Below are 17,269 nucleotides of genomic sequence, written 5' to 3'. Positions count from 1 at the left end.
AATGACTCCCGATTAGCCATTGTTGACATCTTGAAAAGGCACAACCTCTTGTTCAACGGCATTGACCTCAATCCCGGGGCGGATCTTCTGTAGACCATCCACCACGATACGCTCTCCCTCATTGAGACCACTCAGGACACGCCAATCGACACCGAAACGATTACCCAGTTCAACGACCCGCTTCTGCACCTTATTTTCATCATCCAGTACCATCACAAATCGGCCTTGCTGATCTTCCTGCACTGCTGCCTGTGGGATCAAAATGGCCTGCTCACTGATGGGCGACTCTATCACTAAGGTGACAAACAGACCTGGCAGCAACAATGTGCTGTCATTCTTAAAGGTGGCTCTAAGTTCTAGCGTGCCGGTCGCGGCGTCGACTCGGTTACTGACAAAATCGATATAACCTGTCTCTTCAAACATGGTGCCATTGGGCAAACGTAACCTTATGACAATATCCGACAACTCAACCTCATGCTTGGCCGCCTTGGCAAAATTCTGTTTAGCGGAAATGATGGTTTTTTCGGCGACCTGAAAATTAACCCACATGGGTTGTAACTGCACCAGACTGGCCAGCTCAGATTGTGGCGTAATGATATCGCCCTGACTCACTTTGGCACCACTGATGCGACCAGAGATTGGCGCATACACCTTGGTATAGCTTAGCTGTAACTCGGCGGCTTTCACTGCGGCCTCTGCCTGAACGACGCCCGCCGCTGTGGTCAATTTTCGACTGGTGAGCTCATCCATATCCTGGGCGCTGATCATGCCATCGGGCAACAGGCGACTTCCTCGCTCCCAATTCATCACTGCCACGTCTCGCGAGGCAACAGCCTGTTTTAGTAGCGCCTTTTTCTGCGCCAGCTCAGCTTCAAAAGTAGAGGGGTCTATCTCAAACAAAAGATCCCCCGCCTGCACGTCGTCCCCTTCGACAAAGGTCCGCTTTAACAACTGCCCCTGGATCTGGGATTTGATCACCACATCTTCCGAGGCGCGCGTGCGCCCCACTATCTCTGTCTTAGCCCTGATCTCCTTCAGCTCTGCAGTATTCACCACCACACTGGGCAATACCGCGGGACCGGGAGCTGGCGCCTTGCCACAACCGGTCAGCAGCAGTGCCCCTGTCACCAGAGCAAACCAAGAAAAAGATGATACATTTCTAGCAAACATTAGGGCCTCCAGAGCACCAAGCGACAAACCACGAATAACGTCTATCAGACGGCAGACAGGTTAGATTGCCAAATTAAAGTCTTACAACTGCTTATCATATTAGTAACAAGCTAATGCTTTAACCAGGAATAGCAAGTGCAATTAGCTGACCTAGTTAGCATTTTCATCAAGTTTTCGACTGGGTATGACAAGCCATCATGGGTGATTGAAACAGCAACTGGCATAGCAGGGAAAGAGGAGCAGACTCCATTAGCTGATGCTTTATTAAGCAAATGGCAAAACGCGCTTAAAAGTGAGACACAGCACAAGGTTATGCCTTAGCCCATCGTGCTACAACAGGTTAAGGGTCTCTCCACTAGACAAAGTGTATCCGGACAGGCCTGGCGAATAAATCTTGACCCTAAAGAAATGCAGTGCCTATGATGGCCCTTGTATCCATAATCAGGAAGGTAATTTATGACAGCCATTTCCCATGTCTATAACTACACAGTTAGATGCCCGCACGTTAAGGATCCCGCCCACCCAACTACCTGGCAAAACCATATCGAATTCAATCAGTCATGCGAAATAGGCCTCAATCGCATCACCAAGTGGCACGATAGATCTGGCCACCGAATCTTCGAACAAGATGGCTTTATCGTGAGAGAAGCCGATGGTGAAAGCGCCTACTTCTCCATGCAGAGTGACCGACTGAAAAATGATGGCCACATTTTGGTGACCTTTAAGATCTTCATGGACGATGCGACCAAGGACAGCTCGGTGCAGGAGATCATGGTGCATCTTATCAAAGACTATCATCAGAGGTTATCTAAGCTAAACTCCATCGCTTAGCCATCCCTCCAGAGCCAGACCGCACAAGATCTGGCTCACATTTTTCTGGTTACAAAACAATCTAGATCACATTTATCGTGCGCCAGAATGTGATACACACCGCTATAAAGCGAAAAAACTAAAAAACACAAAATATTAAAATACAATAACATACCCAACAAAAACTTTATTTTTGGCCCGTTATCCCCACCATTCCAGGCTAATTGCCAAAATATCACCACAAGCTTACACTTTTCTGAAATTGAAACAGTTATTTCTGGCGTATTACGTCAACCTAGTCTCAACTTAAGTTTAAAATGGGAGCAACAACCTCATGGGTGCAGTGGCCAATATCGTCATCGTCGGCGGTGGTGCAGGTGGAATGGAGATCGCAACCAAACTGGGTCGTAAACTCGGTCGTAAGGGCAAGGCAAAGATCACCCTTATCGATTGCGCCGACAGTCACATCTGGAAACCCCTGCTCCACGAGGTCGCCACAGGCGCATTGGATATCGGCATAGACGCCATCAGCTATCGCAGCCACGCCGCCGCCCATGGCTACCACTTTCAACAAGGTGCCATGACAGATATCGACCGCGAGCACAAACAGGTGATCCTGGCGCCGATTAGCGATGACAAGGGTAACGAACTCCTACCGGCAAGACGCATCGACTACGATTACCTGGTGCTGGCCATCGGCAGTATTGCCAACGACTTTAATATCCCAGGTGTAAGGGAACACTGCGTCTTTCTCGACAACACCGAACAGGCGATGCAGATACGCACCATGTTGCTTAACAAGTTCATGCGCTATGCCAGCCATCATCAGCTGGACGATAAGATCAAGATTGCCGTAGTCGGTGCTGGCGCAACCGGGGTCGAGATGTCGGCCGAGATGCACCACGCCGTGGAACAGCTTAGCGGCTTCGGCTACAAGATAGATACCAGCCTATTAGAGGTCACGCTGATCGAGGCGGACTCGCGCATTCTGCCCAAGGTAGAGAAACAGGAGATCTCACTGGCGGTGACCAAGCAGCTCAACCAGATAGGTGTTCGGGTCATGACAGGTACGCGCATAGACAGGGTCGAAGAAAATCAACTGCATACCTGCGACGGCCAGACCATTGCCAGCGACATGACTATCTGGTCTACCGGGGTCAAGGCACCGGACTTTATGCGCGACATCGGCGGTCTGGAAAGCAACCAGATTAACCAGGTGATGGTGAAGCCCAATATGCAAACTACCCGAGATCCCTATATCTTCGCCATCGGCGATTGCGCCGCCTGCCCACAACCAGACGGCTCCTGGGTACCACCAAGAGGCCAGTCGGCGCGCCAGATGGCGCTAATGACCGCCGATAATATCTGTTTGATGTTAGGCGGAAAAACGCCTAGCAAGGAGTATCTGTACAAAGATCTCGGCTCTCTGGTCAACCTGTCTAAGTTTCATACCGTTGGGAATTTAATGTCCTTTATCGGTGGCGGTGTTCTGGTTGAAGGTAAGATAGCCCGCTTCGTCTACACCTCGCTCTACAGACGTCACCTGATTGAGCTGCATGGGATTTTTAAAGGCACTCTGCTGATGTTCGCCAAGGGGATCAGCCGCATCATTCACCCCCACCTCAAGCTGCACTAAGTATCCAACAGTAAGGTATCAAGCACTATGCACCAATGACCACCAATGGCCTCCCTCATGGGAGGCTGTTACTCTTAGCGCTTACAGGTTAAAATAGGGTTGCATTTGTAACTAAGAGATCATTATGAAAAAAATTATTAGCGCTATTATGATCCTTGGCGCCCTCTCGGCTTGTGCCGAACTTAAAGACGCCGGTCGTACCATAGGTCAGACGACCAAAGAAGTCACCACAGATATCGGCCACGCCACCCGCGACACCACTAAGGCTATTGGTCACGCCTCACGCGATGCGGTTAAATCGGTAAAAGAAGATCTCAGCAAAGAAAACTAGCGCCGGCATAAGTACCAGCGCTAGCAAAAGAAAAGATAACAAAGGGCAGTTAATGCCCTTTTTTATTAGGCGGCGTTAGCACGTATACCGTGGGGCTTAGGCAAGCCGCTCTCATCCACATTGACGAATATCATCTTGTTTATAGTCACCACAGGCAGTCGTGTCACCTTGTTGCGCACCTCACAACAGACGGTAATAGAGCTCACCCCTGCACTAATCAACTCTAAGCCAAACTCAATCACATCACCCTGACGGGCCGGGGTCATAAAGTTTATCTCAGAGATCAATTTGGTCACTATGCTTTGACTGTTCATCTGACAGGCAGCAAAGATAGCCGCCTCCTCGTCGATCCAACTTAATAGCTGTCCGCCGAACAATGCATTGGCGGGGTTTAAATGTTCAGGTTTAATAAACCGACGGCTGTAATATTTCATTTCAGGCTCTCCCTTCTGAATTCACCCTTTAGCCGTACAAGAAACAGACCAACAAACAAAAACAAATACAAACAACAACTTAAAAACTCACACTGAATAACCAACTCACTATTTTAGTGCTTGGTGCACCAAGTTAATTCAAAGGTAGCGCCTTGGCTTACATCTTAGCTTCATATAATTGCAATCAAAATTCATCAGTTCTGTCATCTGCATCCCTGACAATCAGGCCGCTTTATCTCAAATAGCGAACAATTTACTTCAACCCAATACGGATGATGAAAGTGATGATGATAAAAAGATTAGCTGCGTTGATCTCTTGCAGCCTAGTAACCATGGCCGCCAATAGCGCCGTGTTACCCAGCGTTCAAACTGATAGCCATTGGTATAAAGAAAGTGCCGAGCGGGTGTCAGACAAGGCCACACTAGAAACCAAAGCTAAGGCCAAAAACGTCATTCTGTTTGTGGGCGATGGCATGGGGATCTCTACCCTGACCGCCGCGCGTATCTACCAAGGCCAGCAGCAGGCAGGTAACCAGGGCGGCGAAGAGAACTTCTTAAGCTTCGAGAAGTTCGACCATACCGCCCTAATAAAGACTTATAACACCAACCAACAGACCCCAGACAGCGCCGGCACCATGACAGCCATCGCCACAGGCGTTAAGTCTAAGGCGGGCGTACTCTCGGTATCTGATCAAGCGCTACGTGGTAACTGCCTGTCATCTAAGGGCAACGAATTAGTCACCCTGGTTGATCTCGCTAATGCCAAAGGCCTATCTACCGGTGTGGTGAGTACCGCACGTATCACCCACGCAACGCCTGCTGCTACCTATGCCAACAGCCCTGAGCGTAACTGGGAAGCCGACAGTAACCTACCAGCCGAGGCCGTTGCCAACGAATGTAAAGATATCGCCTATCAGATGGTAATGCGTGATAAGGACAATGCCCTGTCTGTCGCCCTGGGTGGCGGTCGCCGCGCCTTTATTCCTGAAACCGTTACCGATGGTGAAAACAAAACAGGTAAGCGTAAGGATGGTCTGGATCTCACTAAGGCCTGGGTCGAGAACTTCGACAACGCCGCCTATGTGTGGAACAGCGAAGCATTTGACGCCATCGATGCCAGCACCACAGATCACCTGCTAGGCCTGTTCAACTCCTCTCACATGGAATATGAAGCCGATCGCGCCGACGATGTGGGCGGCGAACCTTCACTGACCGAGATGACAGAGAAATCGCTTGAGATTTTGAAGAAGAACGACAACGGCTACCTGCTGATTGTCGAGTCGGGTCGTATCGACCACGCTCACCATGCGGGTAACGCCAAGCGCGCTTTAGCCGATGCCGTCGAACTCTCTAACGCCGTTAAGGCTGCGGTAGAAAATACCGACCCTGAAGAGACACTGATCCTGGTGACCGCCGACCACAGCCATGTGTTCACCATCGCAGGTTATCCAAAGCGTGGTAACCCTATCCTTGGCTTAGTACACGGCGTTGACGGCACTGTTTCGACCGCCCTGGATGGCAAACCATACACCACCTTGGGCTATACCAATGGCCCAGGCGCCGTTGTGGGTAATCGTGACGATCTCTCCTCTGTCGATACCCAAGACAAAGACTTCATGCAACAGGCACTTGTCCCTATGGGTAGCGAAACCCACGCTGGTGAAGACATCAGCCTGCATGCCACAGGCCCAGGCGCAAATCTGGTTCAAGGCGTGATGGAACAGAACGTCATTTTCCACATTATCAACCAAGCCCAAGCGCTTGGCGGTACTAAGTATTAATTGGGAGCAATAAAATGAATAAGAAATTACTTGTACTGTCTTTAGCCGCCATTCTCGGCCTAGGGGCTTGTGGTAGCGACGGTGACAACGGCAAAGACGGCGTAGCCGGAACACCAGGCACAGACGGTGGCAACGGCGCAGATGGTAAAGATTGGACCGGCGTGAATCAATGGTATGTCGATGGTCAAAACCGCGTCACCAAGGCGGCAGACATGGCCAAGAACAACCAAGCGGGCGCAGCCAAGAACATCATTCTTTTCGTGGGTGACGGCATGGGCGTATCAACCGTGACGGCGGCACGTATCTTAGATGGTCAGCTTAAGGGGCAAACCGGTGAAGAGAACTCGCTCTCTTTCGAAACCCTGCCTCACCTGGGTCTAGCCAAAACCTATAACGTCGACGGTCAGACACCTGACTCTGCCGGCACCATGACTGCTATGGTCACAGGTGTGAAGACTGACGTAGGGGTGATCTCCCAGGCCGAAGGCGTCGAGCGCGGTGTCTGTTCAACGACCTCAGGACAAGACCTGGTCACCTCACTGGAACTGGCCGCCATGGCGGGCATGTCTACTGGTGTGGTATCAACTGCTCGCGTTACTCATGCGACACCGGCAGCAACCTATGCCCACGTACCAGAGCGTAACTGGGAAGCCGACAGCAATCTACCGGCCGAAGCTGTGACCAACGGCTGTAAAGATATTGCCGCCCAGATGCTGGACTTTAACAACGGCAAAGGGATCAACGTGGTCATGGGCGGCGGTCGCCGTGCCTTTATCCCCAATACTGTGGTGGATCCAGAAGGTAAGTCGGGGAAGCGTAATGATGGTCGCGATCTAACGGCCGAGTGGCTAGCGCAGTATCCTAACGCCAGCTATGTTACCGACCGTGATAGCTTCCTGGCGATGGATACAAGCACCACAGAGCACGCCTTAGGTCTGTTTAACTCATCTCACATGGAATATGACTACGACAGAGTCGAAGCTGGCGTTAATGGCGAACCTTCACTGGCAGAGATGACGGCCAAGAGTATCGACATTCTGAGCAAGAACGACAAAGGTTTCGTGCTGATCGTCGAAGCGGGTCGTATCGACCATGCTCACCACGCAGGTAATGCGGCTAGAGCCCTGTACGACACCATAGCGCTCTCTGAAGCGGTACGTGTCGCTATGGAAAAAACTTCGGCTAAAGACACTCTGCTGATGGTTACCGCTGACCACAGCCATGTGTTCACAATCGCAGGCTATCCAACCCGAGGTAACCCAATCCTTGGCTTAGTGAAGAGTAACGATGCCAACGGTCAACCCTCGGTCACTAACTCTACCGATGCCAACGGCCTGCCCTACACCACAGTGGGCTATGCCAACGGTCTGGGCTTTGGCTCACTGACAACCGGTGGTGACGAGCGATACAACTACGCCGCAGCGCCTGGTCGTGTGGATCTGAACTATGTCGACACCCAGAGTGCAGGTTTCCATCAGGAAGCTCTGGTACCACTAGGAAGTGAAACCCACGCCGGTGAAGATGTGGCCATCTTCGCTCGTGGCCCTGGCGCCAGCTTAGTGGAAGGCACAGTCGAGCAGAATCACATCTTCCATGTGATGAACTTCGCCGGTGACCTAGTCAACAAGGCAGAAACCGCCGCAGCGCAATAAGGCGCTACGCCCCGCAGCCTGATGCCCTTTTAGACACTAAGGTATCAGGCTGCTTATTTGATTTTAGAGAAACATCAGTAGGTCTAATATGTCTCGCACAACACTCAAGTCTGTCTCACTCTTCCTAGGCGTTGCCTGCACTTTGGCCTTCAGCCTACCCACTTTGGCACACAGTCAGGGGCATGCTCATGCCCAAAGCGGCGCTTTTATCTGTGACAGCGCCACTCAGGCCACACGCTTTCAGGCCAACTATCAAATCACTATTGGCACAGGCGACAAGGCTCAGCAGCATCAGCTAACCCTGACACGCTTCGATGACACCATCATCTACCAACGAGGCCCCATCAGCTATGAAGCCTGGCAGAAGAACGGCGAGTATGTGCGCTACTTTCCCGAGCATAAGCGCTCTATCAGCTATCGCCGTAGCGATCTGCTAGCACTCAATATCCACACGGATCTCGACAAACAGTTTCACCTGCTCTCACCTGCCGCAGTGAACCAATTCGATAAGGGCGAGCAACATCAAGATGCCTGCTTCTCGCGCCAAGCCTACCAGCATCAAGGTGAGCAACAATCCTTGACTCTCGACTGGATAAGCGACCTCAAACTGCCCGCCAGCCTAACCATCACTCAGGGCGAGCAAGTGGTTCACTACCAGCTGACCAAGCTAACTCAGGTTAGCCAGGAACATTTTGCCAGCTTAACCTCGGGGTATCAGGATCTCGACTTTGCCGATGTGGGCGACAGCGAAGCCGACCCTTTCATCGCCAAGATGATCACCCAGGGCTTTATTCAGCATGGCAGCTCAGGCTTCTACTCAGCAGACGGCCAGCAGCTTGAAGGCGGCCACGGCCATCAGCATTAATCATGCCTAACAGCAAGTCGACCATTGCTTAAGTAAAAAGTGCTTAGGTAAAAAAGCCATCTCAAGGATGGCTTTTTGCATTGTGGTACAAGCACAAATTCTGACTTAGAGCAGCGCCTTGAGCTTATCGATAAAGAAATCGATATCTTCGCGGCGGATATCGGCGTGGGTGACCAACCTCAGCGTCTTACCAGGACTAATCAAGATGCCATGTTGCTTCAACGACTTAGCTAAGCTATCGATAGCGACCCCGTCGGCCACCCGGGCAAACAACATATTGGTCTGCACTTCATTAAGGTCCACCTCAAACTCATCGAGGGTGCTTAGCCGTTCAGCCAGATTACGGGCGTTTTCATGATCGATTGCCAAGCGTGATACCTGATCGTTCAGGGCAATCTCACCGGCAACCGCCAGAATCCCCGCCTGACGCATCCCGCCGCCGAGCATCTTACGCCAGCGACGGGCCTTGTTGATCAGTCGTTCATCGCCAAGTAGCAGCGAGCCTACCGGGGCGCACAACCCTTTTGATAGGCAGATCGAAACTGAGTCGAAGTGTTGGGTAATGTCGGCAATATCCAGATTCTGCGCCACAGCGGCATTGGCAACACGGGCACCATCTAAATGGATCTTGAGTCGCTTATTAAAGGCCAGTGCCTGAGCATCGGCCAGATAAGACTGGGGCAACACCTTGCCACCTATGGTGTTTTCCAGGCTCAACAAACGAGTGCGGGCAAAGTGGAAATCGTCCGGCTTAATGGCCGCCTCGATATCAGACAGCAAGATGCTGCCATCGGCCTGATTAGTAAGTGGCTGGGGTTGAATACTGCCCAGCACGGCGGCGCCACCACCTTCAAACTTATAGTTATGCGCCTGCTGACCACAGAGATACTCGTCGCCTCGGTCACAATGGGACATCAACGCCAGCAGGTTAGCTTGGGTGCCCGACGAGGTAAACAGGGCACTTTCGAAACCAAAACGCTCGGCGGCCATCGCCTCGAGACGATTTACACTGGGGTCGTCACCATATACATCATCGCCCACCTGGGCATCTGCCATCGCACGGCGCATTGCGGCCGTTGGCTGGGTTACCGTATCACTTCGAAAATCGATCATTTTCCCCCGTCCTACTCATCTTAAACTGCTACACAGAGCTGAAATAGTACTCTTCACCGACGGGGCTCGCTAGCACCAACAACAAAAATTCTTATCTAAAGCCTAAAGACGGGCCAGTTAACCTGAATAAACTAATCCGGCTACTTTCTCCAGCAAGTGCCAAAACGGCAAGAAATCGGCAACCAAGAGTTCTAAGCAACAGGTAAAAGATTAAAAAATCTAATCCTAAATTCTCAAAAAATCTCGCTGTTCTTTGTCATTGCTCACTGGCAATATGCGCTCTCTTTTTTTCCGACTGAATCGACAATGCAAGAAGCTGAATTTATCACCCTACTCTGGCTCATCGGCATACTGGCCGAGGCCATGACAGGCGCCCTATGCGCCGGCAGAAAACAGATGGATCTGTTTGGTGTGGTCATCATAGGCTGCGCCACAGCCATAGGTGGCGGAACCCTGCGGGACATTCTCCTGGGCAATTATCCCCTTATCTGGGTAGAGAATATTCACTACCTGCTGGCCATCGCCTTCGCTTCGCTGTTGACTGTAATTATCTCGCCCGTAATGCGCTACCTCTCCAAGCTATTTCTTACCATAGATGCGCTGGGGCTAGCGGTGTTTTCCATTATCGGCGCCCAGAAGACCTTGATGTTAGGCTATAGTCCGACGTTGGCCATCGTCATGGGCGTCGTAACGGGCGTCTTCGGTGGCGTGATCCGCGACATTCTCTGTAATCAGGTGCCGCTGATCTTTAAAAAGGAGCTCTACGCCTTGGTCGCGCTGACCACGGCTAGCCTCTATATCTTACTGCGCAACTATGAGGTCGCCGAGTGGATTAACCTGGCCATCAGCCTGAGTGTCGGCTTTAGCTTCCGCATGCTGGCCATTCGCTACCACTGGGGTATGCCTAAGTTCGACTATCAGCATGGCAACCAGGACAGTCAGGCCCACTAAATGGGATTGCGCTCAGCCTGGAGCGCCTACATTCAGGCACAAAAAAGGTCGGCAATTGCCGACCTTTCTCATATCAAACCATCAGGCTTATGCCGCTGGCGTCTCTTTGACATAGATATCCATCTGTGGATATGGAATACCTATGTTGTTCTCGTCCAGTGCCAACTTGATCTGCTCTAAGATCTCAAAACGGGCTGGCCAGTAGTCGCTACCTTTCACCCAAGGACGCACCACGAAGTTAACCGAAGAGTCAGCCAATTCGGTCAATGCCACAGTGTAAGCGGGATCTTTAAGGATGTAAGCATTGTTATCGAGTACATGCTTGAGCACTTCTTTGGTCTGCTTAAGATCGGCATCGTAAGACACACCAATCACTAAATCGATGCGGCGTGTCTCCATAGCAGAGTAGTTGGTGATGGTGCCGTTCATGATTGATGAGTTAGGCGCCACGATCACCTTGTTGTCTGGGGTGCGCAGCTTGGTTGAGAAGATGGTGATCTCATCCACCGTACCGGCAATACCTGCAGCCTCAATATAATCACCAACGCGGCATGGACGAAACAGAACCATAAGCACGCCTGAGGCGAAGTTAGATAGCGAGCCTTGCAGCGCCAAGCCAACAGCCAAGCCGGCGGCACCGATAACGGCAACCAAAGAAGCCGTTTGCACGCCAATCTGACCCAGTGTGGCGATCACGGTAAACACAAACACCAAGGCCCAGGCCATGTTGGCCACGAAAGAGACCACGGTTTTGTCAATCTTACGCTTATTCATCAACTTAGTGGTAAGCTTCTTAGCCACATTGGCCAGATACTTACCAATAATAAAGATGATAATGGCGAAGACCACCTTAAGACCATAGGTCACGATCAGATCAGGCGCCTGCTCGATATACTTATCCAAATTTTCCATGTAACGCTCCCTAATTATACGGGCCAGTCATTATCTGGCCTCAACCATAAACTCAACGCGGCGGTTCAAGGCTCTCCCGCTCTCCCCTTCATTATTACTGATGGGCTCGCTGGCGCCTTTGGCGACGATTGAAAATCGCTCCGCCTGAAATCCATAATCTTCTACTAAAATCTGTTTTACCCGCTCGGCTCTCTGACGCGACAGCGCAAGATTGAAGGCTTCTGAGCCTATATTATCCGTATGCCCCACCAAGATAAGCCGTGCATTCTTGTGCTGCAAAAAAGTTTTCACTCGGGCCAGCTGCGACCACTGGGATATTGCTATCTCGGCGCTGGCAAAGGCGAAATAGATGCTCACAGTCCCCTTATCACAGTCGGTAAGTAACTGCCCCTTAGCCATAAGGCACTGGCTATCAGCCTCTTGTATCTCACAGCCTCTGGCATCGACCGCCACATTCGCACGCGTCTTAGGGCAAGCATCTTTACCGTCGGGCACGCCATCAAGGTCACTGTCAATGACCCCTTGAGCGGCGATGGCGCCAGTGAACCACAAGCTGCCAAGCAGACTTAGCATCAAGCGTTTTAGCTTACGGGTAGAAGTCTTGCTCATTTCAAGCCTAGCCACTTTTAAGTTACTCATGCCGAAGGTACCTCAAAAGGCATGAAAAACAATCAAATATAAAGATGCAGACAGGAATACATTTTATATCCTTCTGCCTGCATCTCCAATATAAGAATATCTATCTAATGAAATTAATTATCATTTTAGCCATTACTTAGCCAGTTAATGCCAGCTTATGCTTCCGAGTTAAGACGTTGCCCATAAAACTTAGATCTTGCCCAATCAAAAAGCCAGTTAAAAATAATGGCATAGAAGAAAAACACCACGAGAAATACCGCTTCCAGCATCAGTGCCTGCCAAATAGCGATGCCCAGAAACCAGGCCACCGCAGGTACAGAGACAAACACCAGGCCGCCTTCGAAACCCAGTGCGTGAACCACACGCAGCTTAAGCGAGCGCTTGGTGCGCTCATCCCCCAAATACCGATCAAACCAAAGGTTATAGCCATAGTTCCATATCATGGTATATAGGCTAAGACCTACACCGACCGCCGCCATCTCACCCAAGCTGTGACCAGTAAACCAGATAGCAATAGGCACCACAAATGCCAAGGCAAAGAGCTCAAACAGCGCAGCATGTAGGATTCTTTCTGTAGTAGACATTATCTGACCTCCAACATATTAACTTGCACCTATTTTCATCCCTAAATAAGATAGGTAAAAGGTAGGTACCATCTGGTTTTACGATATGCCGACACTGGAACAACTGCAGCTCTTCTTAGCGACGGTGGAGACAGGCTCCTTCTCGGCCGCCGCCAGGCACCTTAACAAGGTGCAATCTGCCGTGAGCCAGCAGATCATCAACATGGAGATAGACTGTGGCCATGAGCTGTTCGATCGCTCTGGTCGCTATCCAATACTCACAGCGGCTGGAGAGGCCCTGTTGCCTCAGGCCAAGGCAGTGATCGCCCAGCACCTTAGGCTGCAATCACTTGTCACCTCGCTTGACGCTGGCTTGCCACAGCAGTTCCGTCTGGCGATCGATGAAGGGGTGCCCTTCTCTGAACTTAGCCAGCACCTGAATCTATTTGCCGATAAATATCCCTTGATCCAGCTTGAGCTTCGCACCCTGCCCAGTCGGGAAATCATCGAGCAGGTGAGACAGCAAAGTGTCGATATGGGGGTGATTTTTAGTGAAGAGATTTACCCACAGCAGATAGATTTTGAATCTCTGGGGTCGGTGAAATTTGAACCTGTGGTCAGCCCACATCATCCGCTGGCCCAGGAGAAAATGAATAATCTCGACAGCTTAAAGCTCTACCGTCAGCTCACCATTGGCAGCAAGCAGGGTCAAGAGTGGAGTTTTCAGGCGGAGCACTCGCCGCAGCTCTGGCTGGCAGACAATTATTATGCCCTGCTCGATTTGGCAAAGTCGGGTTTCGGTTGGGCGCTACTGCCAGAGCATCTGGCGCAGGAAGCCTTGGCCAAAGGGCAATTGCGCCATATTCCGCTCGACATGGAACAGATGGGCTGGATAGCCAACGTGGATTTGATTCAGCACAGCAGTGTCAACCAAGAGGTGAGTCAGGTGTTTCGTCAAATCTTGCGGGCGGCCATCGCCTAACGCCTATAAAGTAGATAAGCCGAATCCGCTTACCCTGTCAGGTAGAGCATTTGCGGTTCATCCAGTGATGATAAGTGAGCTGAATGAGGCGAGCCTATCGCCCGCCTATTGTATCTTTTTAGTGGCTCAGTGACGCCTGTTGATACCAGTGGCTCCAGGCAGGCCTTGATGAAGTGGCCAACTGAGATTGCAAGCCTTCAAGCAAACGAATCAATAATGCCCTGTCTTCACTCTTAGCTGAATAAAACAGGGGATCATAGAAGCAGCGACGTTGCAGCGGCTCTAACTGAGTGTCGAAGCCGCGATCCACACCTGAGACGCAAAGGTCGCGTGCCTTAAGTTGCAGTGACAGCGCCGCCTCGTCTTCCAGCAAGTGAGCGACCGGTCCCATGAGAAGAATTAACGCTAGGCGTCCTGGCGGATTCTTCTGCCAATGCTCAAGCTCGCCCGACTTGGCACCGCTCAATAGCTGTTGCCAATGAGTGAGTGTCTCCTGACTTAGCTCTTTCGCCTCGACACCCTCGCCCTTCTCATAGTGCTGAAACCACTGCTGTAAAAACTGTTCCACGCTGCCCCCTAGATACGATTAAATCATGAGTTTAAAAAGTCTTGGCCGAGGCAGCATAACACCTGGGCTGTACTCGAATAACTTGGACTTTGGTCGAATCCTCGAGGGCGCTGCACTTTTATCGAAGAAAAAGAGATAAAAAAAAGCGACCTACAGGCCGCTTTTATCGCAAGACGATGGGCTATTTAGCCTCTTTCTGTGGTGGGTAGTTGAGCATCATAGCCGCTACCGCCTTGTTAACCACTTCGACACGCTCTTCTGGCGTACTCTTATCCCTTATGGTATCGGCTACCGAGCCGCGCCAAATCAACTTTCCTGATTCTCTATTGATCATATCCAGCACTAGGGTACCCACCTCGTACTCTCGCACTGTGGTCTGGGTGCGTACACTGCTGCCCCAGCCCCAACCCGGGCCATAGTAATAGGGGTCATAACCAAAATTGGTATTAAAGGTATCGACATTAATCTTCTTGTCCACCTTGGTGAAGTAGTTCACCAGTATATCGGCGCTATCGGCTTCAACCTGACTTAGGCCCTTCATCTGCAGCTCACGATTAACCGCCTCACGGACACGCTGATCCATCAAGCCATCTAAGTTATAGGTGGTGTCATCAGTCTTCTTAACCACCCATGCATAGCTCTTTACCTCATCGAAATTGACTTTGGGATCGTAATCAGAGCTAGTTTTTAGTGTGCTACACCCAGATAAGGCCAGTGCGGCGGCTAAGATAATCACCTTTTTCATAAACTCTCCAGCATGTTTTAGACATGACTAATATCAGGATTTATCCTAAAGCTTACATAGCAAACCTCTGTTCTACAACTCTTCTTTATTGTAAATAACAATTCATTCAGCTTGACTTCAATAAACGCCTAAATGATAATGATTATCAATTAAGGTTATAGAGGTTTTAGCCATGACTTGGTTTATCACTGCATTTATTATCGCCAGCGCCATCTTTATGTTTGCCCCAAAAACGTTGGCAGCTCCCATAGCCGACAATGCCAAAATTCAGCCGTCACAGTGGCTGCTTTTTACTCTGCCCTTGCTGGCACTCATCATCTTGATGATTGCCCTGGCATTAGGCTATACCTCAAGCCATGCCAGCATAGCCATAGGCTTCGCCCTAACTGGCTGCAGCGTAGCCATCAGCCGTTTTCACCGCTTTATTCTGCCCTGCGCCGCCTATACCGGCCTGTCGCTAGTGATGTTGGCGCTGCAATATCTCTAATTTTTGCATGAACAGTTTTGCTCACTAATTGCGTCAGCACGCCTGTCGCCTTGGGATACCTCCCTGCATTTGGTATCTGTTTCTATCCATGACCACCTTAGGGTGGTCTTTTTTTTGTATCTAACGATTACTCCTCCCACAAGGGAGTTTCAATTTGGTAAACTCAGGGTATCTTAGTTAAGCGTGTGATAGATGATGAGAATCGATCCCAATATCGCCCTGGTGTACAGCACAGATGGCGGCAAAATCGACCAACCCAAAGAAACCAAAGCCGTGCCCCAGGGCGACGGCATAGTCAGAATCCATAAAGACAGTAAGGGCCGTAAAGGCAAAGGCGTCTCTGTCATCAAGGGCTTGGGCCTAGATGAGAAAGAGCTTAAAGCGTTAGCACAGAAACTCAAAAAACAGTGTGGCTGCGGCGGCACAGTAAAAGAGTTCAACATAGAGGTGCAGACAGATAACAGAGAGCTGCTGAAAACCTTACTGGAAAAACTCAATTATCAGGTCAAACTGGCGGGTGGATAACCCATTGGAGTGCTAGATGGATAGTTTGCAAAATCATTTACTCATTGCCATGCCATCGCTCAAAGATACTTTCTTCGAGCGAAGCGTGATCTACCTGTGCGAACACAATGAGCAAGGTGCGATGGGGCTGATGATCAATCGCCCTATAGGGGTCGATGTCAATGAGCTGCTCAGACAGATGGAGCTGGATGATTTTCACACCATAGACAGCATTAACAGTAAGGTTGTGGTGGGCGGCCCCGTGGGGCAAGAGAAAGGCTTTGTGCTGCACACGCCGCAAAATCAATGGAGCAACAGCCAGCAGATCAGTGACGATCTTATGCTCACTACCTCAAGAGACGTGCTCACCTCATTGGGCAGCAAAGAGGCGCCGGAGCAGTTTATCGTCGCCCTGGGCTACGCGGGTTGGGGACGCCACCAGCTTGAACAGGAACTGGCCGACAACACCTGGCTCTCCATCCCCGCCAATACAGATCTTATGTTCAACACTGAGCACGATCAGCGCTGGCAAAAGGCCACCGAATCATTGGGCTTTGATATCTGGCAACTCTCATCCCAGACAGGTCACGCCTAAAAACAAAGGATAAAATTCGTTATGAGTTCAGCAAGTGTCTTGGGCTTCGACTTTGGCACCAAGAGCATAGGCGTCGCCATCGGCCAGCAGATCACCGGCAGCGCCACGCCCCTCGCCTCTCTCAAGGCCAACGACGGCATTCCCAGATGGGAAGAGATAGAAGCACTGATTAACGAGTGGAAACCCGACCTTATCGTCGTCGGCCTGCCCCTCAATATGGATGGTACAGAGCAGGAGATGACCCAAAGGGCCCGCAAGTTTGCCAACCGCATCAACGGCCGCTTCGGCGTCAAGACCGCCACCCAGGATGAACGCCTCACCACCGCCGACGCCAAGGCCAGGCTGTTTGAAATGGGGGGCTACAAGGCCCTGTCGAAGGGCCAGGTCGACTCCATGTCGGCGGTGCTCATCATCGAAAGCTATTTCGAGAATCTCTATTAAGATTTGATAGTTAAATGGCGGCCAAACAAGGCCGCTTTTTGCTGCGCGACTTTTATTGCCTAGAGTTAGACTTTCCCTTTTTAACCTATT

Annotated in this window: 20 protein-coding genes; 12 read left to right on the top strand and 8 right to left on the bottom strand. The window is 50.8% G+C overall.

Going from position 1 to position 17,269, the window contains the following annotated elements; translation table 11 throughout:
• Window positions 1–12: 12 nt before the first annotated feature.
• On the bottom strand, window positions 13–1,170 hold the full coding sequence (locus L2712_RS03305) for an efflux RND transporter periplasmic adaptor subunit (RefSeq protein WP_248976867.1): 1,158 nt from the start codon (window positions 1,168–1,170) through the stop codon (window positions 13–15).
• 456 nt (window positions 1,171–1,626) lie between these two features.
• Here L2712_RS03305 and L2712_RS03300 point away from each other — a divergent pair, with 456 nt between their 5' ends.
• The 3 genes from L2712_RS03300 (at window position 1,627) to L2712_RS03290 (ending at window position 3,947) form a co-directional block, all read left to right on the top strand.
• Window positions 1,627–2,001 carry a hypothetical protein gene (locus L2712_RS03300; RefSeq protein ID WP_033538613.1) on the top strand — a complete coding sequence of 125 codons (375 nt, stop codon included), beginning with the start codon at window positions 1,627–1,629 and terminating at the stop codon, window positions 1,999–2,001.
• A 313-nt stretch (window positions 2,002–2,314) separates the two neighbouring features.
• On the top strand, window positions 2,315–3,616 hold the full coding sequence (locus L2712_RS03295; protein ID WP_248976866.1) for an NAD(P)/FAD-dependent oxidoreductase: 1,302 nt from the start codon (window positions 2,315–2,317) through the stop codon (window positions 3,614–3,616).
• A gap of 124 nt (window positions 3,617–3,740) precedes the next feature.
• Window positions 3,741–3,947: a hypothetical protein gene (locus tag L2712_RS03290; protein WP_033538615.1), complete on the top strand. Its 207-nt coding sequence runs from the start codon at window positions 3,741–3,743 to the stop codon at window positions 3,945–3,947.
• Between the two features lie 65 nt (window positions 3,948–4,012).
• On the opposite strand, the gene L2712_RS03285 is transcribed toward L2712_RS03290, so the two are convergent.
• Complete coding sequence (locus tag L2712_RS03285; protein ID WP_033538616.1) at window positions 4,013–4,381, bottom strand: acyl-CoA thioesterase; 369 nt, start codon at window positions 4,379–4,381, stop codon at window positions 4,013–4,015.
• A gap of 284 nt (window positions 4,382–4,665) precedes the next feature.
• On the opposite strand from L2712_RS03285, the gene L2712_RS03280 reads away from it, so the two are divergent.
• The 3 genes from L2712_RS03280 to L2712_RS03270 all read left to right on the top strand — a co-directional run bounded on the left by L2712_RS03280 (window position 4,666) and on the right by L2712_RS03270 (window position 8,679).
• Complete coding sequence (locus L2712_RS03280) at window positions 4,666–6,162, top strand: alkaline phosphatase (protein WP_033538652.1); 1,497 nt, start codon at window positions 4,666–4,668, stop codon at window positions 6,160–6,162.
• Between the two features lie 14 nt (window positions 6,163–6,176).
• Window positions 6,177–7,814, top strand: coding sequence for an alkaline phosphatase (locus tag L2712_RS03275; RefSeq protein ID WP_248976865.1), 1,638 nt, complete (start codon window positions 6,177–6,179; stop codon window positions 7,812–7,814).
• Window positions 7,815–7,902: 88 nt separating this feature from the next.
• Window positions 7,903–8,679 carry a hypothetical protein gene (locus L2712_RS03270; RefSeq protein WP_088905149.1) on the top strand — a complete coding sequence of 259 codons (777 nt, stop codon included), beginning with the start codon at window positions 7,903–7,905 and terminating at the stop codon, window positions 8,677–8,679.
• A gap of 105 nt (window positions 8,680–8,784) precedes the next feature.
• Here the strand turns inward: L2712_RS03270 and ltaE are convergent, their stop codons facing one another.
• Window positions 8,785–9,792 carry a low-specificity L-threonine aldolase gene (gene ltaE, locus L2712_RS03265; RefSeq protein WP_248976864.1) on the bottom strand — a complete coding sequence of 336 codons (1,008 nt, stop codon included), beginning with the start codon at window positions 9,790–9,792 and terminating at the stop codon, window positions 8,785–8,787.
• 306 nt (window positions 9,793–10,098) lie between these two features.
• Between ltaE and L2712_RS03260 the strand changes: the two genes are divergently transcribed.
• Window positions 10,099–10,743, top strand: a complete 645-nt coding sequence (locus L2712_RS03260) for a trimeric intracellular cation channel family protein (protein WP_248976863.1) — start codon at window positions 10,099–10,101, stop codon at window positions 10,741–10,743.
• 87 nt (window positions 10,744–10,830) lie between these two features.
• On the opposite strand, the gene L2712_RS03255 is transcribed toward L2712_RS03260, so the two are convergent.
• From L2712_RS03255 to L2712_RS03245, 3 genes are all read right to left on the bottom strand, one after another.
• Window positions 10,831–11,655 (bottom strand): mechanosensitive ion channel family protein, encoded by an 825-nt coding sequence (locus L2712_RS03255; protein ID WP_248976862.1) that lies wholly within the window; start codon window positions 11,653–11,655, stop codon window positions 10,831–10,833.
• 30 nt (window positions 11,656–11,685) lie between these two features.
• The gene (locus L2712_RS03250) at window positions 11,686–12,294 is read right to left on the bottom strand and encodes an OmpA family protein (protein ID WP_248976861.1); all 609 of its coding nucleotides are present in this window, start codon (window positions 12,292–12,294) and stop codon (window positions 11,686–11,688) included.
• 155 nt (window positions 12,295–12,449) lie between these two features.
• A complete protein-coding gene (locus L2712_RS03245; RefSeq protein ID WP_248976860.1) occupies window positions 12,450–12,878 on the bottom strand; it encodes a PACE efflux transporter in 429 nt (142 codons plus the stop codon).
• Between the two features lie 85 nt (window positions 12,879–12,963).
• Here L2712_RS03245 and L2712_RS03240 point away from each other — a divergent pair, with 85 nt between their 5' ends.
• Window positions 12,964–13,839 carry a LysR family transcriptional regulator gene (locus L2712_RS03240; RefSeq protein ID WP_248976859.1) on the top strand — a complete coding sequence of 292 codons (876 nt, stop codon included), beginning with the start codon at window positions 12,964–12,966 and terminating at the stop codon, window positions 13,837–13,839.
• Between the two features lie 118 nt (window positions 13,840–13,957).
• On the opposite strand, the gene L2712_RS03235 is transcribed toward L2712_RS03240, so the two are convergent.
• Entirely contained in the window at window positions 13,958–14,407 is a 450-nt protein-coding gene (locus tag L2712_RS03235; protein WP_033538625.1) for a DUF924 family protein, read from the bottom strand.
• Between the two features lie 181 nt (window positions 14,408–14,588).
• Entirely contained in the window at window positions 14,589–15,152 is a 564-nt protein-coding gene (locus L2712_RS03230) for a DUF4136 domain-containing protein (protein ID WP_088905154.1), read from the bottom strand.
• Window positions 15,153–15,324: 172 nt separating this feature from the next.
• Between L2712_RS03230 and L2712_RS03225 the strand changes: the two genes are divergently transcribed.
• The 4 genes from L2712_RS03225 to ruvX all read left to right on the top strand — a co-directional run bounded on the left by L2712_RS03225 (window position 15,325) and on the right by ruvX (window position 17,179).
• Complete coding sequence (locus tag L2712_RS03225) at window positions 15,325–15,639, top strand: hypothetical protein (protein ID WP_248976858.1); 315 nt, start codon at window positions 15,325–15,327, stop codon at window positions 15,637–15,639.
• Window positions 15,640–15,834: 195 nt separating this feature from the next.
• On the top strand, window positions 15,835–16,164 hold the full coding sequence (gene yciH, locus L2712_RS03220; protein WP_033538653.1) for a stress response translation initiation inhibitor YciH: 330 nt from the start codon (window positions 15,835–15,837) through the stop codon (window positions 16,162–16,164).
• Window positions 16,165–16,180: 16 nt separating this feature from the next.
• Window positions 16,181–16,738, top strand: coding sequence for a YqgE/AlgH family protein (locus L2712_RS03215; RefSeq protein ID WP_088905156.1), 558 nt, complete (start codon window positions 16,181–16,183; stop codon window positions 16,736–16,738).
• A 21-nt stretch (window positions 16,739–16,759) separates the two neighbouring features.
• Window positions 16,760–17,179, top strand: coding sequence for a Holliday junction resolvase RuvX (gene ruvX / locus L2712_RS03210; RefSeq protein WP_088905157.1), 420 nt, complete (start codon window positions 16,760–16,762; stop codon window positions 17,177–17,179).
• Window positions 17,180–17,269: the final 90 nt, after the last annotated feature.

Origin of the sequence: Shewanella marisflavi (assembly GCF_023283925.1) — a bacterium.
Classification (GTDB): domain Bacteria; phylum Pseudomonadota; class Gammaproteobacteria; order Enterobacterales; family Shewanellaceae; genus Shewanella; species Shewanella marisflavi.
This window is presented reverse-complemented; position numbering and strand designations above follow the sequence as displayed.

Excerpts from the sequence above, each read along its gene's own strand:
- L2712_RS03305 (WP_248976867.1), bottom strand. The coding sequence starts at position 1,170 with ATGTTTGCTAGAAATGTATCATCTTTTTCTTGGTTTGCTCTGGTGACA.
- L2712_RS03300 (WP_033538613.1), top strand. The coding sequence starts at position 1,627 with ATGACAGCCATTTCCCATGTCTATAACTACACAGTTAGATGCCCGCAC.
- L2712_RS03295 (WP_248976866.1), top strand. The coding sequence starts at position 2,315 with ATGGGTGCAGTGGCCAATATCGTCATCGTCGGCGGTGGTGCAGGTGGA.
- L2712_RS03290 (WP_033538615.1), top strand. The coding sequence starts at position 3,741 with ATGAAAAAAATTATTAGCGCTATTATGATCCTTGGCGCCCTCTCGGCT.
- L2712_RS03285 (WP_033538616.1), bottom strand. The coding sequence starts at position 4,381 with ATGAAATATTACAGCCGTCGGTTTATTAAACCTGAACATTTAAACCCC.
- L2712_RS03280 (WP_033538652.1), top strand. The coding sequence starts at position 4,666 with ATGATGATAAAAAGATTAGCTGCGTTGATCTCTTGCAGCCTAGTAACC.
- L2712_RS03275 (WP_248976865.1), top strand. The coding sequence starts at position 6,177 with ATGAATAAGAAATTACTTGTACTGTCTTTAGCCGCCATTCTCGGCCTA.
- L2712_RS03270 (WP_088905149.1), top strand. The coding sequence starts at position 7,903 with ATGTCTCGCACAACACTCAAGTCTGTCTCACTCTTCCTAGGCGTTGCC.
- ltaE (WP_248976864.1), bottom strand. The coding sequence starts at position 9,792 with ATGATCGATTTTCGAAGTGATACGGTAACCCAGCCAACGGCCGCAATG.
- L2712_RS03260 (WP_248976863.1), top strand. The coding sequence starts at position 10,099 with ATGCAAGAAGCTGAATTTATCACCCTACTCTGGCTCATCGGCATACTG.
- L2712_RS03255 (WP_248976862.1), bottom strand. The coding sequence starts at position 11,655 with ATGGAAAATTTGGATAAGTATATCGAGCAGGCGCCTGATCTGATCGTG.
- L2712_RS03250 (WP_248976861.1), bottom strand. The coding sequence starts at position 12,294 with ATGAGTAACTTAAAAGTGGCTAGGCTTGAAATGAGCAAGACTTCTACC.
- L2712_RS03245 (WP_248976860.1), bottom strand. The coding sequence starts at position 12,878 with ATGTCTACTACAGAAAGAATCCTACATGCTGCGCTGTTTGAGCTCTTT.
- L2712_RS03240 (WP_248976859.1), top strand. The coding sequence starts at position 12,964 with ATGCCGACACTGGAACAACTGCAGCTCTTCTTAGCGACGGTGGAGACA.
- L2712_RS03230 (WP_088905154.1), bottom strand. The coding sequence starts at position 15,152 with ATGAAAAAGGTGATTATCTTAGCCGCCGCACTGGCCTTATCTGGGTGT.
- L2712_RS03225 (WP_248976858.1), top strand. The coding sequence starts at position 15,325 with ATGACTTGGTTTATCACTGCATTTATTATCGCCAGCGCCATCTTTATG.
- yciH (WP_033538653.1), top strand. The coding sequence starts at position 15,835 with ATGAGAATCGATCCCAATATCGCCCTGGTGTACAGCACAGATGGCGGC.
- L2712_RS03215 (WP_088905156.1), top strand. The coding sequence starts at position 16,181 with ATGGATAGTTTGCAAAATCATTTACTCATTGCCATGCCATCGCTCAAA.
- ruvX (WP_088905157.1), top strand. The coding sequence starts at position 16,760 with ATGAGTTCAGCAAGTGTCTTGGGCTTCGACTTTGGCACCAAGAGCATA.